This window comes from Novosphingobium naphthalenivorans NBRC 102051, from assembly GCF_001590985.1.
Classification (GTDB): Bacteria; Pseudomonadota; Alphaproteobacteria; order Sphingomonadales; family Sphingomonadaceae; genus Novosphingobium; species Novosphingobium naphthalenivorans.
On sequence record NZ_BCTX01000009.1, the window covers coordinates 1 to 14855 of the forward strand.

Here is a 14855-nt window from a genome sequence, read left to right on the forward strand (position 1 = left end):
GCCGGTCACGACGAGCCGGTCCGGCGGCAGCGCGGCGATCGCCTGCGCCACGTCCTCTTCGTCCCGCATGAGCTGGTTGGCCTTGCGCTCGAAGGCGGTTTCGTCGCGGTGCGGGCGATTGTCGCCTTCGAAGCGCCAGGTGTAGGCGGTGTCGCACCACTGGCAGGCCAGATTGCAGCGCGAGAGGCGCACGAAAGTGCTCGGCCGCCCGATCGAGGGGCCTTCGCCTTGCAGCGAGGCGAACAGTTCCGGTTCGCCCGGCGTGGTGGTGGCCAAAGTCAGCATGAGAGAGTGGGAGTCACAAGGTTACAGGTCAGGTTGACACGGTTTACACAGTCCAGAGCGAAGCCAATGTGTCACCTTGCGCCGGACTGTCACCTTGTGCGGAAGAGGCAGGGTGAAGGCGGGGCAGGGCGGACATGCCGGGACAGTGGCAGAAGGTGCGCGGGTAGGAAAATGAAATCGCGGGTGAGGCGCTGTAAACCGTCCGCCCTTGATAGGCGCAGTTGGAAGGGGGTGATGGAGCGTCGCGCCCGGACTTCACCCCCACCCAACTCCGGCCAGGCAGACAAGCTGCCAAGCCTGCGTATCCCTCCCCCATCAAGGGGGAGGAGGCCGTCTCCAAATCCTCCCTGTCGCGAAGCGATGGGGAGGGGGACCGCCCGCGAAGCGGGTGGTGGAGGGGTAGCATGCCCCTCCGTCAGCGACTGCGTCGCTGCCCCCTCCCCATTTTGCCATGCAAAACAGGGAGGATTGTGTGATTACCCCAGCCGCTGGAGTGCCGCCGCCAGCCGCTCCGCTTCCGCCGCGTGGTGGGCGTGGTCGGCCTTGGCCTTCTCGACCGCTTCGGGCTTGGCCTTCTCGACGAACTTGGGGTTCGACAACCGGCCTTCGAGCGACTTGGCTTCCTTCTGCGAGGCCGCCAGCGCCTTTTCGAGGCGGGCTTTTTCGGCGGCGATGTCGATCACGCCTTCGAGCGGGATCGTCAGCATCGCATCGCCCGCGCCGACCTGCATGGCCGCGCCGGCGGGCGCCGCTTCGAAATGGATCGCATCGAGGCGGGCGAGGCGGTCGACCGCGGTGCCGTTGCGCCCGATGATCGCCTTGGTGGCGTCCGAGGGATCGGCCAGATAGGCCGTCAGCCGCGCACCCGGCGCGATGCCGAGTTCGGCCTTGGCGGCGCGCAAGTTGCCGATCAGCGCGATCAGCCATTCGACCTCGCGCTTGGCATCGGCATCCACGGTAGCTTCAGGGGCAGGCCACTTCGCCACGATCAGCTCGCCGTCGCGATCGCCCATCTTGCTCCACAGCTCTTCGGTGACGAAGGGCATGAAGGGGTGGAGCATGACGAGGATCTGGTCGAGCACCCAGCCGGCGACGGCCTTGGTTTCCCCCCCCAAATCCGGATCGTCGAAATTGCCCTTCACCAGTTCGATGTACCAGTCGCAGAACTGGTCCCAGACGAAGTGATAGACAGAGTTCGCCGCCGCATCGAAGCGCAAGTCGGCCATGGCCTTGTCGAGTTCGGCTTGGCATTCGACGACTTCGCCGATGATCCACTTGTTGACCGCGCTGGTGGCGGCAGGCGCGGCGACCGAAGTGCTCGCGCCGATACCGTTGGACTGGCAGAAGCGGGCGGCGTTCCACAGCTTGGTGGCGAAGTTGCGGTAGCCCTCGACGCGCTTCTCATCCATCTTCACGTCGCGGCCCTGGCTTTCCATGGCGGCCATGAAGAAGCGCAGCGCATCGGCGCCGTACTGGTCGATGAGGCCCAGCGGATCGACGACGTTGCCCTTGGACTTGGACATCTTCGCCCCGTCCGCCGCGCGCACGAGGCCGTGGAGGTAGAGCCGTTTCCACGGCACTTCCTTCATGAAGTGCAGCCCCTGCATCGCCATGCGGGCATCCCAGAAGAACAGGATGTCGAAGCCGGAGATCAGCAGGTCGTTGGGGTAGTGGCGCTTGAGCAGCTCGGTATCGTCCGGCCAGCCGAGCGTGGCGAAAGGCCAGAGCGCGGAGGAGAACCAGGTGTCGAGGACATCCTCGTCGCGTGTGAGCGGCTTGTTGCCGGCAAGGGCTTGCGCCTCTTCCTCGGTCTCGGCGACGAAGACTTCGCCATCTTCTGCATACCAAGCCGGAATCCGATGTCCCCACCAGAGCTGGCGGCTCACACACCACGGCTGGATGTTCTCCATCCAGTTGAAGAAGGTCTTCTCCCACGTCTTCGGCACGATCTCGATCGCGCCCGACCGTACTGCCTCGATCGGCGCCCCGGCGAGCTTTTCGGCATCGACGTACCACTGGTCGGTCAGCCAGGGTTCGATCACCACGCCGCCGCGGTCGCCGTAAGGCGTCTGGATCGTGCGCGGCTCGGCGTCGTGCTCGATCTCGTTGCCTTCCTTGTCCTTGGTGACATGGGGGATGAGGAAGCCCAGGTCCTTCATCTCGGCGACGATCTGCTCGCGCGCCTCGAAACGGTCGAGCCCGAGGAACTGTTCGGGCACGAGGCCGTCCGCCGTCTGGCAGACATGCGCTTCGGCATCGAGCATGTTGAGCATCTCGGCGGGCTTGAACCCGGCGCGCTTGCCCACCTCGAAGTCGTTGAAGTCATGCCCCGGGGTGATCTTCACCGCGCCCGAGCCCAGTTCCGGATCGGCGTGCTCGTCCGCCACGATGGGGATCTCGCGGCCGGTGATCGGCAGGATCACCGTGGCCCCGCGCTCCAGCAGCGGCTTGTAGCGCGCGTCTTCCGGGTTCACGGCGACTGCCATGTCGGCCAGCATCGTTTCCGGACGCGTGGTGGCCACGGTGATGAAGCCCGAGCCGTCCGAGAGCGGGTACTTGAAGTGCCAGAACGACCCCTTGATCTCGCGGGTTTCCACTTCAAGGTCGCTGATTGCGGTCTTGAGCTTGGGGTCCCAGTTGACCAGCCGCTTGTCGCGGTAGATCAGGCCCTGATTGTAGAGGTCGACGAAGACTTTCACCACCGCCTTGGTGAAGTGCGGGTCCATGGTGAACTGCTCGCGGCTCCAGTCCATCGAGCAGCCGAGGCGCCGCAGCTGGCCGGTGATGGTGCCGCCGCTCTCGTGCTTCCACTCCCAGACTTTGTCGATGAACTGCTCGCGCGTGTAATTGGTGCGCTTGTCCTGCTTCGCCTCCATCTGGCGTTCGACCACCATCTGCGTGGCAATGCCCGCATGGTCGGTGCCGACCACCCACAGCGCATCCTTGCCGCGCAGGCGCTCGTAGCGGATGACGATATCCTGCAGCGTGTTGTCCAGCGCGTGGCCGATGTGCAGGCTGCCCGTCACGTTCGGCGGCGGGTTTACGATGGTGAAGGGCTGCGCGTCCGGGCGTTCCGGGTGGAACAGGCCGTTGTTCTCCCAGTGGGCGTACCACTTCGCCTCGATGTGGGCGGGGTCGAAAGTCTTGTCCAGAGCGGTTTCAGGTGCGGTTTCTGTCATGGCGCGGGCGCTTTGCCAGCGGGCGGGTTTACGCGCAAGGCGCGATTGCCACGGTTTCGCCGCAAGTGCGTGCCATCAAAAGCCCCGTCACAACTCGTCGCAGCCGTGGAACCACTTGCCGGTCCACGCTTTTTCCCCCAATACGAGCCGAGATGCGGGAATACGCGGAATTTACCCTGTCGGAAAGCGACGATGGCGGCGTCCCGACTCTGGCGCTGAAAGGGCCCCTGCGCGTCTATTCGCTGGGCGACCTGGATGCCCGGCTGGCGGCGCTTGACGGCCATTTCCAGCGGATCGACCTGTCCGGCGTTACCGATATCGACACCACCGGGGCCTGGCTCGTGGCGAACTACGCGCGCGAGCATGGGCTTGAGACGACGGGCGAAAGCGAACAGGCGCGGCGTCTGTTCGCGGCCATCGGCAGCCTGGGCGAGCAGGAGGCCGCGCCGGAACCGCGCCCCTCGCTGCTGATCCGCACGCTGGGCGATGTCGGCGACGTGGTGATCGGCTGGGGCCATGGCTTCGTGAAGTCGGTCTCGTTCCTGGGCGAGATGATCAGCGCCATGTTCACGGCGCTGCGCCATCCCTCGCGCCTGCGCGGCACGGCGCTGGTCCACCACATGCAGTACGTGGGGATCAACTCGCTGTGGATCATCGGGCTGATGAGCTTCCTCATCGGCATCGTGATCGCACAGCAGGGCGCTGTGCAGCTCGAACAGTTCGGGGCGGAGATCTACACGATCAACCTGACCGGGCGCCTCTCGATGCGCGAACTGGGCATCCTGATGACCTCGATCATGGTCGCGGGCCGGTCCGGTTCGGCTTTCGCCGCGCAGATCGGCACGATGAAGCTGACCGAGGAAGTGGATGCGATGCGCACGATCGGCGTTTCGCCGATGGAAGCGCTGGTGGTGCCGCGGGTGCTGGCCTCGATGATCATGATGCCGCTGCTCGGCTTCTATTCGGCCGTGCTCTCGATCATCGGCGGCGCCTTCATCTCGAACTTCGCGCTCGACATCCCGTTCTGGACTTTCCTGCAGCGCACGCAGGAAGTGGTGCCGATCACCGACGTGTGGATCGGCATTATCAAGGCCCCGGTCTTCGCGCTGATCGTGGCCCTGCTCGGCTGCTATCAGGGGATGCAGGTGACGTCCAACGCCGAGGAAGTCGGCACCCGCACCACGCAGGCGGTGGTCACGGCGATCTTCACGGTGATCGTGCTCGACGCGTTCTTCGCCATCTTCTTTACGGAGATCGGCTGGAAATGACCGATCTGTCGGGCGATTACGAAGGCGAATATCCGATCGTGGTCGAAGGCCTGCGCAATGCCTTCGGCGAGCATGTCATTCACGAGAACCTCTCGCTCAGGGTGCGCAAGGGGGAAGTGCTGGGCGTGGTCGGCGGATCGGGCACCGGCAAGTCGGTGCTGATGCGTTCGATCATCGGGCTGCAGCACCCCAGCGCCGGCCACATCGAAGTGCTCGGCCGCGACATGACCCAGCCGCGCGACGATGGCGGCATCGATATCCGTTCGCGCTGGGGCGTGCTGTTCCAGGGCGGCGCGCTGTTTTCCACGCTGACCGTCGGCGAGAACGTCGAAGTGCCGCTCAAGCAGTTCTATCCCGAGATTTCGGGCCATCTGCGCAGCGAGATCGCGCGCTTCAAGGTGCGTCTGTCCGGCCTGCCGGAGGAGGCGGCGTTCAAGTATCCCAGCGAGCTTTCGGGCGGTATGCGCAAGCGCGCCGGGCTGGCGCGCGCGCTGGCGCTCGATCCGGAACTGCTGTTCCTCGACGAGCCGACCGCCGGCCTCGATCCGATCGGTGCGGCTGCGTTCGACAGCCTGACGCGCGCGCTCAAGGAAACGCTGGGGCTTACCGTGTTCCTGATTACCCACGATCTGGATACGCTCTATGCGATCTGCGACCGGGTGGCGGTGATCGCAGACCGGCAGGTGATCGCGGTCGGCACGATCCCGGAACTGTTGGCGCTCGATCACCCGTGGATTCAGGAATACTTCAACGGCCCGCGCGGCCGGGCGGCGCTGGCGGCCAAGGGCGATCCCGAAGTGGAAAGCGCGATGGCCGGTACAGGCATAGAGAGCACAGGGCTGGACAGCACTGGCATGGACAGCATGGGCAAGACGGGGGCATAGGGCTTAGGGCATGGAAACACGGGCCAATCACGTCTGGGTAGGAACCGTCACGCTGGTGCTGCTGGCGGCGCTGGCGGCCTTTGTCCTGTGGCTCGCGCGTCTGAACGAAGGCGCGCAGAACGAATACGACATCTTCTTCAAGCAATCGGTCGACGGGCTCGCGAAGGGTTCGGAAGTCGCTTATTCCGGTGTGCGCGTCGGCCAGGTGAAAGAGATCGAGCTGTGGCGCAAGGATCCCAGCTTCGTGCGCGTGCGGATCAAGGTGGATGAGAAAGTGCCGATCACCATCGGCACTTCCGCGACGATCCAGGGCAGCTTCACCGGCGTATCCGACATCCAGCTTGAAGGCGCCAAGAAGGGCGCGCCGCTGCTCACCCAGTCCGGGCCGGAAGGCGTGCCGGTCATTCCCACCAGCCGCGGCGGGCTCAGCGAAGTGCTGGCCAATGCCCCGCTGCTGATGGAGCGTCTGGCGACGCTGACCGAGAATCTCAACCTGCTGCTGTCCGACGATAACCGCAAGGCGATCGGCGGCATCCTCAAGAACACCGACAAGATGACGCGCGATCTTGCCAAGGCCACGCCCGAAGTGCGCAAGACGCTGGTGGAACTGCAGGGCACGCTGGATCAGGCGACGCAGACGCTCGCCTCGTTCCAGGGGGTGGCGGACAAGGCCGACGACCTGCTGGGCAGCGAGGGCAATTCGCTGGCCGAGCAGCTGCGCAAGACGCTGGCCTCGGCGCAGAAGTCGATGGATCAGCTCAACAAGACCATGGAGCACGCGCAGCCCGCGCTCGATCAGGTCTCGCAAAGCACGCTGCCCGCTGCCGAAGCGGCGATCCGTGACTTGCGCGCCACCAGCAAGGCGCTGCGCAACGTGACCGAGAAGATCGACGAGCAGGGTGCCGGCGCCCTGATCAAGGGGCAGACGCTGCCCGACTACAAACCGTGAATGGGGCGATGATGGGAAAAGCGATGAAGCCTGCGGCAGCACCCGGTATCCTCAAGGGCGCCCTGTTCGCCGTGTCGTGCCTGGCCCTGTCGGGGTGCATCAGTCTCGGCAGCAAGGCGCCGGACCTGCTGTTCCGCCTGACGCCGGAGAAGACGGCGCCGACAGGGGCGACAGCCAGCGGCAAGCTGAGCAATGCGATCGTGGTGTTCGATCCGGAGACCGACCGCAGCCTCGATGTGCTGCGCATTCCGGTGCGGGTGGATGCGTCGAACCTGGCCTATCTCAAGAACGCCGCCTGGATCGAGAAGCCGGCGCGTGAATTCCGTTCGCTGCTGGCGGAGACGATCCGCGCCGAGACCGGCAAGCTGGTGATCGAAGGCGGCGACTTCGAAGTGACCGGCGAGACCTTTGTCCGCGGCCGCCTGCTGGAGATGGGCTACGACGTGCCGCGCCAGGCGGTGGTCGTGCGCTTCGATGCGGTGCGCAGCGGCGGTCCGGGCAGCGAAATCGTCACCAAGCGCTTCGAAGCGGCGGTGAACGGTGTGGAGCCCAAGGCCAAGTATGTCGGGCCGGCGCTCAATCAGGCCGCCAACGACGTCGCGCGGCAAGTGGCGGACTGGATCAAGGGCGGGTAGGGGCTTCCGAACAAAGGGCCGCTGCCGGGCCTCTGTCGGGACGTTTCTGCGGCTTGTCGGATGGCCGCAAAGGCGGGGTCGGCGCCGTTCGAGACAGCCCACCCCCGGCCCCCTCCCGCAAGCGGGAGGGGAGTATCAGAACCACGCAGCAACGGGCGCAATGGCGCCCTCCCGCTTGCGGGAGGGTCGCGAGACTTGGTCTTGCACAGCAAGGCCTAGTCGCAGCGGGGTAGGCTGTCTGTAATGTCGGTGGATTCGGAAAATTTGGCGATATGATGCTTGTCGATTTTTAATCGGCATTCGTCGAAAAAATAGAAAAGGCGTCTTTCGGGGTTGCATTGCAATTGTTTGAAGTGACCGAATTCCTCAATATTCGGAATTATGCTGGTCGATTATTTGTTGCAACAATACAACTATGACGATTTTGTTGCAGGTTGTTTTCGGAATTTTGTTTCCGGGAAATTTTTTCCTCCTGTAAGCGGCGCCTCCCCGCTGCCGGTCCCGGCGCGGATGATAAGCACAAGCAGGAGTTACCATGAAGAAGTTCGCCATCGCGGGCGCCGCTGCCGCGCTGTTCGCCATTCCCGCTGCCGCTAACGCCGAGGCTTTCTTGCAGGTCGAAACCGGCCTTGATTCGGTGTCGGTGAGCGGCGATTCCGACGAAGGCGTGAACTACGGCATTTCGGCCGGCTACGACCTTCCGCTTTCGGGCGGCATGTTCGTTGGCATCCAGGGCACTGTTGCCGACAGCACGGTCAAGGAATGTGCGAGCGACATCTTTACTGCCGGGGATCGCCTGTGCGTCAAGACCGGCCGCGATCTGGCTGCTGTCGTTCGTCTCGGCACCTCGGTCGGTGAGAAGAGCAAGCTCTACGTTCTGGGTGGTTACACCAACGCACGCATCCGTGCGACTTACACCGATGGCGTGAATTCCGCTTCGGATGGCGCGAACGGTGACGGCTTCCGTCTCGGCGCGGGCTACCAGTACGACCTGAGCGACCGTCTCTTCCTGAAGGCTGAATACCGTTACTCGAACTACGAGTCCGACGTCAGCCGCCACAACGCGATCGTCGCGCTCGGCGCCAAGTTCTGATCTCAAGAAGGATGGGCGCGGGCATTTCGCCTGCGGCTGTCGGAAGGCCCGCTCCGGTTCGTCCGGGGCGGGCTTTTCCGCGTCAGGTGCCTTCGATCAGCGCGGCGATGCGTTCCAGCCAGCGGCGCGGTTCCTGCGCGCGGCCGATGTCGCAGACGAATTCCTGCCCGCGCCTGGCGGAATCGAGCAGGCCGCCGCGCCGCCAGCGTTCCGGCTTGTCGTGATACGTGAGGCCCCGCTGCCGCAGCCAGGAGGGCACGCTCCAGAGGTTGAGCGGGCCGCCGGGCACGGTCAGGCGCAGGGCGTCCGGGGCATGGCGGGCGGTCTTGCCGGGGCCGAACCAGATCGTGTTGTTGGCAGGCCAGTCCCCCTCGCGGTGGGGATGGGGCCGGGGCGGTGCGATCCAGTGCGCGGAGCGCTCGATGCCGTCCGGTGATCCCATGGCCAGGACCTGCATGTGGCCGAAGATCCGGTGGTGCCGCTCGCCGGTTTCGGGATCGGCGAAGAGGCCGAAGAACAGGAAGTGGTCGCCGGGGCCGACGCCGTGCTTCGCCAGATGGCCCTGCGCGGCGCCGCATTGGCCGAACCAGCACAACCCGTCCGCGAACATCGGATCGTCATGGCACAAGTCCTGGCCGGTGAGCCTGCCGCGCGTGGTCTGCGCCACGAGGCCGGCAAGGCCGCGATCGGCAAAGGTCGTGCGCGAACGGTCCCGGGCCGGGATCGGCAGTGAGACCGGCACGCCCTCCACGATGGGCGAAGGTGCGCCGCCTGCGGTGCTGTCGAAACCCTTGCGGCTGAAGACCAGCTTCATGCCTTGAGGGAAAGCTCCGCCATGCGCATGGCCAGCGTGAACGCCTCGAAGCGGGCGGCGCGGCGCTCGGCGGCTTCCCAGTCCTCGCCCCAGAGTTCCACCTGCCAGTCGGTTTCCAGCTCGGCGGCTTTCCATAGCGCTTCGGCATTGGCGCCGGGGCGCACGGCTTCGAGCGCGATCGTGAGCGAGGCGGCGAGGCTGGAGAGCATCTTGAGCGCGGCAAGGGCGAAGCCGCTCTGGGCTTCCAGCTCCTGCCGCAGCCGCGCCAGCGTTTCGGCGGGTTGGGGCTTGTGCAGGATGCCCGAGACGCGGGCGAACTGCACGCCCAGCCGCGCTTCAACGCCGGCCAGCAGCGGCTCCCAGACATCGATCTGGCGCTTGTAGAGCGCCTCGTCGGGATCGGCGCGGTAGCACAGGGTGTCGGTCTCGGCGTAGGGCAGCAGTTCGCCGATCACTTGCGCGCGATTGGTGGCGACGGCGTCGATGGCGAAATCGGCCAGATCGCGGAAAGGGAAGCGGGCAGTGTCGATTTCCTCGCCCTGGCCCTGCCATTCGGCCGCCAGCGCCTCCGCGAGGGGCTGGGTGGGCACCACTTGCGCGCGGCCCCCGGCGGTCTTGATCCCGCGCCCGTCGAGCAGCACGCGCCAGTCGTCCCCGGCCGGTTCAACCGTCACAGTCTTGTAGAAACGCTTCATTTCGGCGTGCGCCACTTCCGGATGAGGATCGGCGGGATGACGAACACGTCCACCAGTCCATTGGCGATGAGGATGTAGCCCACCCAGTCAGGCAGGCCGGGCAGGATGCGGTCGGTGGCGATCACGATGCCCAGCACCACGCAGGCGACGCCGGTCAGCCGGGTGAGCTGGATCGCGGCAAAGCGGGCGGCGGCGGGGTCTTTCTCGCTCATGCCAAAGTGCTCAGGCCAAAGTCATCATGACTGCAGGTATTCCAGCAGTTCGGCGGGGGATTCGACCACTTTCTCGGCCCCCGCGGCTTCCAGCTCGTGCGGGTGGTGATAGCCCCAGTCGACGCCCACGGCGCGGGTGCCGGCGCTGACCGCCATCTGCATGTCGTAAGCGGTATCGCCGATCATCACCGCCTCTTCGGGCAGGGCGCCGGCCTCGAACAGCGCTTCTTCGAGCATCGCCGGGTGCGGCTTGGAAGGGTGGCGGTCGGCGGTCTGCAGCGAGACGAAGAGATCGGTAATGCCGTTGTTGGCGAGGCAATGCGTCAGGCCGCGGTCGGACATGCCGGTGGCGACGGCGAGCGTCCAGCCTGAGCCGTGGAGCGCGCGCAGGGTCTGCTCGACGCCGGGAAACAGCGGCTGCGCCACGCGGCCTTCGCTGCGCGCGGTGCGGAAGGCATCCTTGTAGGCATCGGCGATCGCGTGCTGCTGTTCGCTGGTGCTGTCCGGCAGGAGCTGGCGGATCGCCTGCGGCAGCGAGAGTCCGACCGCGCGGCGGATCATTCCGCGCGGCGGGGCGGGCAGATTGAAGGCCGCGAAGGCCGCTTCCATCGCCTCGCAGATCGAGGCCTGCCCATCGACCAGCGTGCCGTCGCAATCGAAGACGGCGAGTTTCACCGCTTGCCTCGCGGGGATGATCCGCGCGGCGCGGAGCCGCCCGGCTTGCGCGCGCCGGGACGGGCGGGGCGGCCGGAAGGTTTGCCGGAGGGCCTGCCACCGGGCTTTCCGCCGGGCTTTCCGCCGGGCTTTCCGCCGGGTTTGCCGGGGCCCTTGGAGCCCGGCTTGCCCGCCGGTTTGCCCGAGCGGACGCGGCCCGAGGGGCTGTCGCTGCGCTTGCGGCGTTCGCCGCGGCGTTCCTTGCGGTATTCCTTGGCGTGGGCCTTCGCCGCGCGCTTTTCGTCGGCCTTGGTCGGCTCGGGCGGGGCAGGGGGCAGTTCGGCGCCGTCCGCCTCGTCGAAACCGAGCGAGGCCATCGAATTGGCGAAGTGCTCGGGCAGGGGGGCGGTCACGTCGAGCGGGGCGCCGTCCGGATGCTCGATAATCAGGCGGCGCGCGTGCAGGTGCATCTTGCGGCTGATCGTGCCCGAGAGGAACGCGTCCTGCCCGCCGTACTTGCCGTCGCCGACGATCGGGTGGCCGATCGCCGCCATGTGGACGCGCAGCTGGTGGGTGCGGCCGGTGAGGGGATGCAGTTCGACCCAAGCGGCGCGGTTCCCCGCGCGGTCAAGCACGCGGTAGCGGGTGCGCGCGGGCTGGCCGCCTTCCTCGTCCACATGCATTTTCTCGCCGCCGGTGCCCGGCTGCTTGGCGATCGGCAGTTCGATCATGCCGTCGGAGATGTTGGGCACGCCGACCACCAGCGCCCAGTAGATCTTCTTGGCCGAACGCCCCGAAAAGCGCTTGGAAAAGAACGCCGCGCTGCCCGGCGTGCGGGCGATGAGGAGGACGCCGGAGGTGTCCTTGTCCAGCCGGTGGACGAGGCGGGGGCGCGGACCGTCGCCGGCGAAGGCATCGAGCAGCCCGTCGACATGCTGCTTCATCCCCGAGCCGCCCTGCGTGGCAAGGCCCGGCGGCTTGTTGAGCACGATCGCGGCGCGGTCCTGCGTCAGCACCATCGAATCGGCGAGCTCGATTTCCTCGTCGGTCAGTTCGCGCTTGGGGCGGGCGGGCTTGCCGCTGCCCTTGGCTTCGCCGCCCGGCGGCACGCGCAGGATCTGGCCCGCTTCGAGCCGCGTATCGACATCGGCACGCTTGCCGTCGACGCGGATCTGCCCGGTGCGCGCCCAGCGCGAGACCATCGCGAAGCCGACTTGCGGCAAATGGCGCTTGAACCAGCGGTCCAGCCGTACCCCGTCGTCGTCGTGCCCGACGGTGAACTGGCGAACGGTTTCGGTCGTGCCCGGCCCGCTCATGCTGCGTGCCTCATGATGGCAAGGCCAAGGAACAGGCTGGAAATGCCGGCGATCACCGAAATGCCCGCGTAGAAAGCGGCCATCCCCAGTTGCCCGCGCTCGGTGAGCGTCACGATGTCGAGGCTGAACGAGGAGAACGTGGTGAAGCCGCCCAGCAGGCCGATGGCCAGGACCAGGCGCGTGCCTTCGCCGTGGCTGCCGAAGCGGGCGAGCCAGCCGACGAGCAGGCCCATGAACAGGCTGCCGAGCACGTTGACCGTGAGCGTGCCATAGGGAAATTCGCTTGCGCGCACGGGGCCGATGAGCGCGGTCCAGGCGCGGCCGACAAGGAAGCGCAGCCAGGCGCCGGTGCCGCCGCCCAGCGCTACATAGAGCGAGGCCGCTAGAAAGGAAGGTTGAGGCATCCGGCCGCCTTAGCCGCGAATGGACGGATTTCCAATCACCGCCGTGCGCGGAGGCCTTCTGCGTTTCGGGATACGGTGATTTGCGTAGCAGGGATTGAGGCGCTTTTAGCCATGTCCGGTTACTTCCGCCGCAGGGATGCGACCCCACTCCAGTTATTGGAGACCGAAGTATGCAAGTCATGTCTTCGGCGGGCATGTCACGCCCGCCCATGAGTCCGCGCAACGATATGGATAACAAGATCTCGGCCGCGCTTGAGGCGGGATCGATCAGCGAAACCGACGCCACGGCACTGGAAAGCGCGCTCGATTCGATCGACAGCGCGCTGGGTTCAGGCAGCAGCAGCGGCACGTCGTCGAGCAAACTCGATCCGTCGGAAATGAAGGACCGCATCGATTCGCTGATTTCCGATCAGGTCGATGCCGGCACGCTTACCGAGGATCAGGCCGCCGAATTGCAGGGCCTGTTCGCGCAGGGCCCCTCCGGCGCCGGTGGCACGCCGCCGGAGATGGCCGCGTCGAGTGACGGCACGGAAGTGGCCAGCATCGATGGCAGCAGCAGTGTGGACGGGATGCAGGGCATGGGTGGTCCCGGTGGTCCCCACGGCCCGGGTGGCCCGCCGCCGCCTCCGCCGTCGTCGTCGGACGATGACAGCTCGGTTTCGTCGTCGAGCAGCGACTCGGAGACCTCGGTCGATGACGTGCTGGCCTCGATGCAGGCGTTTCTCGACAATCTGCGCGCCAGCATGGCCAGCGGCTCGACCTATTCGGCGTCGAGCAGCACCAGCACTACTGCCAGCAGCGGGCTGATCGTCGACCAACTGGCATGAAGTACGGGGCCGTGGTATAAGGGCGCGGAAAGCTGCATTTCCTCCTGCGCCGCCAGTATTGGCGAGGGCAAGATCTGCGGCAAGATTGCTTGCCTTTTCGTCCGTCCGGTGCTAGCGGCCCCCAACTTCGAGCCGGCCCTGATGGGAATCGGCGTCTTTTCGTATTCTATAGAGGGCCTTCCCCGCGTCGGCATGTGGGGCTCTGGTCTTCGATTTGTGAGGTGTTTCGGTTTATGCAGATTCTCGTTCGCGACAACAACGTTGATCAGGCCCTTCGTGCGCTCAAGAAGAAGCTGCAGCGTGAGGGTGTGTACCGCGAAATGAAGCTGCGCCGTCACTACGAAAAGCCCTCGGAAAAGCGCGCCCGCGAAAAGGCCGCTGCCGTTCGCCGCGCCCGCAAGCTGGAGCGCAAGCGCATGGAGCGTGACGGCGTCAAGTAAGCGCCGTTTCCTGCGGTTTTTCGCAGGGCACCTCAAAATCGCGGGTTCGCGCTTGAACGCAGGCCCCGCTTGAGCCATGAGGGCGCGGAAATCCATCCGCGCCCTTTGTGCATCTGCACGTCTATGGGGCGAACCCCAACGAGGTCTTTTCGACAATGACAGAGATCACCCGCGTCCCGCTGCAGCCGATCGCCAAGGGCTCGCTCACCAAGATCTGGCTTGGCGTGGCGGCGATTGCGCTGGCTGCCGGCGGTGTCGCTTATGCCGCCATGCCGCCCGCCGTCCATGTCGAGACGCTGACCGCCGGCAGCGGCGATTCGCCGACGATGGATGACGTGGTGCTCATCAACTACAAGGGCACGCTGCCCAGCGGTAAGGTGTTCGACCAGGCCCAGCAGGTGCCGATGGCGCTGGGCGAAGTCGTTCCCGGTTTCAGCAAGGCGCTGGTGAAGATGCAGCGCGGCGGCAAGTACAAGGTCGAGATTCCCTCGTCGCTGGCTTATGGCGACAAGGCCGTGGGCGACATTCCGGCCAACACCGACCTGACGTTCGAGATCGAACTGCTGGACTTCAAGAGCCGCGCCGAGATCGAGCAGCAGCAGCGCATCATGCAGCAACTGCAGCAGATGCAGATGCAGGGCGCGCATGGTGAACAGGGCGCCGCGGCTCCGGCCCATCCCTGACGAGTCGGGGGCTCTGACAGCCCCCTGACCGCTTGATGAGGCCGGGAGCGGGTGCTAGCGCCCGCTTTCAGCCTGTTTTTATATCCGGGGCCGCTCGCCGGTCCTGCCATTATTGAGGAACCGCCATGTCGGTCGATACCGCAACCGTGGCCAAGATCGCCAGCCTCGCCCGCATCAAGGTGAGCGAGGGAGAGCTTGAGGCGATGGTGCCCGAACTCAACGGCATTCTCGCCTGGGTCGAGCAACTCGGCGAAGTGGACGTCACCGGCATCGAGCCGATGACTGCCGTGATCCCGAACACCCTGCGCCTGCGCGACGACGTGATCGATGCCGATCCGCTGACCGGCGGCAACAAGCGTGATGCCGTGCTGGCCAATGCCCCGGCGGCCGAACACGGCTTTTACGGCGTGCCCAAGGTGATCGAGTGAGCTTGGGTTTTCCCCGGGCCCCCATGTTCGTCATCCCCGCGAAGGCGGGGATCCCGCTTCCTTTCTGCCCTGTCGCGACCAGCGGGACC

At 65.8% G+C, this 14855-nt stretch carries 16 protein-coding genes and 1 pseudogene; 9 read left to right on the forward strand and 8 right to left on the reverse strand.

Annotated features, from left to right (window positions below; translation table 11 throughout):
- Both NN5_RS04695 and NN5_RS04700 read right to left on the reverse strand, forming a co-directional pair.
- Positions 1–285: pseudogene (locus NN5_RS04695) on the reverse strand (7-carboxy-7-deazaguanine synthase QueE); the annotation flags it as partial.
- Positions 286–761: 476 nt separating this feature from the next.
- Positions 762–3464 carry a valine--tRNA ligase gene (locus tag NN5_RS04700; RefSeq protein WP_067732867.1) on the reverse strand — a complete coding sequence of 901 codons (2703 nt, stop codon included), beginning with the start codon at positions 3462–3464 and terminating at the stop codon, positions 762–764.
- A 152-nt stretch (positions 3465–3616) separates the two neighbouring features.
- On the opposite strand from NN5_RS04700, the gene NN5_RS04705 reads away from it, so the two are divergent.
- The 5 genes from NN5_RS04705 (at position 3617) to NN5_RS04725 (ending at position 8293) form a co-directional block, all read left to right on the forward strand.
- Complete coding sequence (locus NN5_RS04705; protein ID WP_067732868.1) at positions 3617–4732, forward strand: ABC transporter permease; 1116 nt, start codon at positions 3617–3619, stop codon at positions 4730–4732.
- A complete protein-coding gene (locus tag NN5_RS04710; RefSeq protein WP_067732869.1) occupies positions 4729–5616 on the forward strand; it encodes an ABC transporter ATP-binding protein in 888 nt (295 codons plus the stop codon). Before NN5_RS04705 ends, NN5_RS04710 begins: the two co-directional genes overlap by 4 nt.
- Positions 5617–5626: 10 nt before the next feature.
- On the forward strand, positions 5627–6565 hold the full coding sequence (locus NN5_RS04715) for an MlaD family protein (protein ID WP_067732870.1): 939 nt from the start codon (positions 5627–5629) through the stop codon (positions 6563–6565).
- 23 nt (positions 6566–6588) lie between these two features.
- Entirely contained in the window at positions 6589–7200 is a 612-nt protein-coding gene (locus tag NN5_RS04720; protein ID WP_157081011.1) for an ABC-type transport auxiliary lipoprotein family protein, read from the forward strand.
- 535 nt (positions 7201–7735) lie between these two features.
- Positions 7736–8293, forward strand: a complete 558-nt coding sequence (locus tag NN5_RS04725) for an outer membrane protein (protein ID WP_067732871.1) — start codon at positions 7736–7738, stop codon at positions 8291–8293.
- An 82-nt stretch (positions 8294–8375) separates the two neighbouring features.
- On the opposite strand, the gene NN5_RS04730 is transcribed toward NN5_RS04725, so the two are convergent.
- Genes NN5_RS04730 through crcB form a run of 6 tightly spaced genes read right to left on the reverse strand, consistent with a single transcriptional unit; the run spans position 8376 to position 12388 of the window.
- A complete protein-coding gene (locus tag NN5_RS04730) occupies positions 8376–9107 on the reverse strand; it encodes an Nmad3 family putative nucleotide modification protein (RefSeq protein WP_067732872.1) in 732 nt (243 codons plus the stop codon).
- On the reverse strand, positions 9104–9802 hold the full coding sequence (locus NN5_RS04735) for an ATP12 family chaperone protein (protein ID WP_067732873.1): 699 nt from the start codon (positions 9800–9802) through the stop codon (positions 9104–9106). The genes NN5_RS04730 and NN5_RS04735 overlap by 4 nt, the downstream gene beginning before the upstream one ends.
- Positions 9799–10014, reverse strand: coding sequence for a hypothetical protein (locus NN5_RS04740; RefSeq protein ID WP_067732874.1), 216 nt, complete (start codon positions 10012–10014; stop codon positions 9799–9801). The genes NN5_RS04735 and NN5_RS04740 overlap by 4 nt, the downstream gene beginning before the upstream one ends.
- Before the next feature lie 24 nt (positions 10015–10038).
- The gene (locus NN5_RS04745) at positions 10039–10689 is read right to left on the reverse strand and encodes an HAD-IA family hydrolase (RefSeq protein ID WP_067732875.1); all 651 of its coding nucleotides are present in this window, start codon (positions 10687–10689) and stop codon (positions 10039–10041) included.
- Positions 10686–11984 (reverse strand): RluA family pseudouridine synthase, encoded by a 1299-nt coding sequence (locus NN5_RS04750; protein ID WP_067732876.1) that lies wholly within the window; start codon positions 11982–11984, stop codon positions 10686–10688. The genes NN5_RS04745 and NN5_RS04750 overlap by 4 nt, the downstream gene beginning before the upstream one ends.
- A complete protein-coding gene (gene crcB / locus NN5_RS04755; RefSeq protein WP_067732877.1) occupies positions 11981–12388 on the reverse strand; it encodes a fluoride efflux transporter CrcB in 408 nt (135 codons plus the stop codon). The genes NN5_RS04750 and crcB overlap by 4 nt, the downstream gene beginning before the upstream one ends.
- A 170-nt stretch (positions 12389–12558) precedes the next feature.
- Here crcB and NN5_RS04760 point away from each other — a divergent pair, with 170 nt between their 5' ends.
- The 4 genes from NN5_RS04760 to gatC all read left to right on the forward strand — a co-directional run bounded on the left by NN5_RS04760 (position 12559) and on the right by gatC (position 14766).
- Positions 12559–13215 (forward strand): hypothetical protein, encoded by a 657-nt coding sequence (locus tag NN5_RS04760; RefSeq protein ID WP_067732878.1) that lies wholly within the window; start codon positions 12559–12561, stop codon positions 13213–13215.
- A 233-nt stretch (positions 13216–13448) separates the two neighbouring features.
- A complete protein-coding gene (gene rpsU / locus NN5_RS04765; protein ID WP_067732879.1) occupies positions 13449–13655 on the forward strand; it encodes a 30S ribosomal protein S21 in 207 nt (68 codons plus the stop codon).
- Positions 13656–13810: 155 nt separating this feature from the next.
- Complete coding sequence (locus NN5_RS04770) at positions 13811–14338, forward strand: FKBP-type peptidyl-prolyl cis-trans isomerase (protein WP_067732937.1); 528 nt, start codon at positions 13811–13813, stop codon at positions 14336–14338.
- Positions 14339–14463: 125 nt separating this feature from the next.
- A complete protein-coding gene (gene gatC, locus NN5_RS04775; protein ID WP_067732880.1) occupies positions 14464–14766 on the forward strand; it encodes an Asp-tRNA(Asn)/Glu-tRNA(Gln) amidotransferase subunit GatC in 303 nt (100 codons plus the stop codon).
- Positions 14767–14855 lie beyond the last annotated feature (89 nt).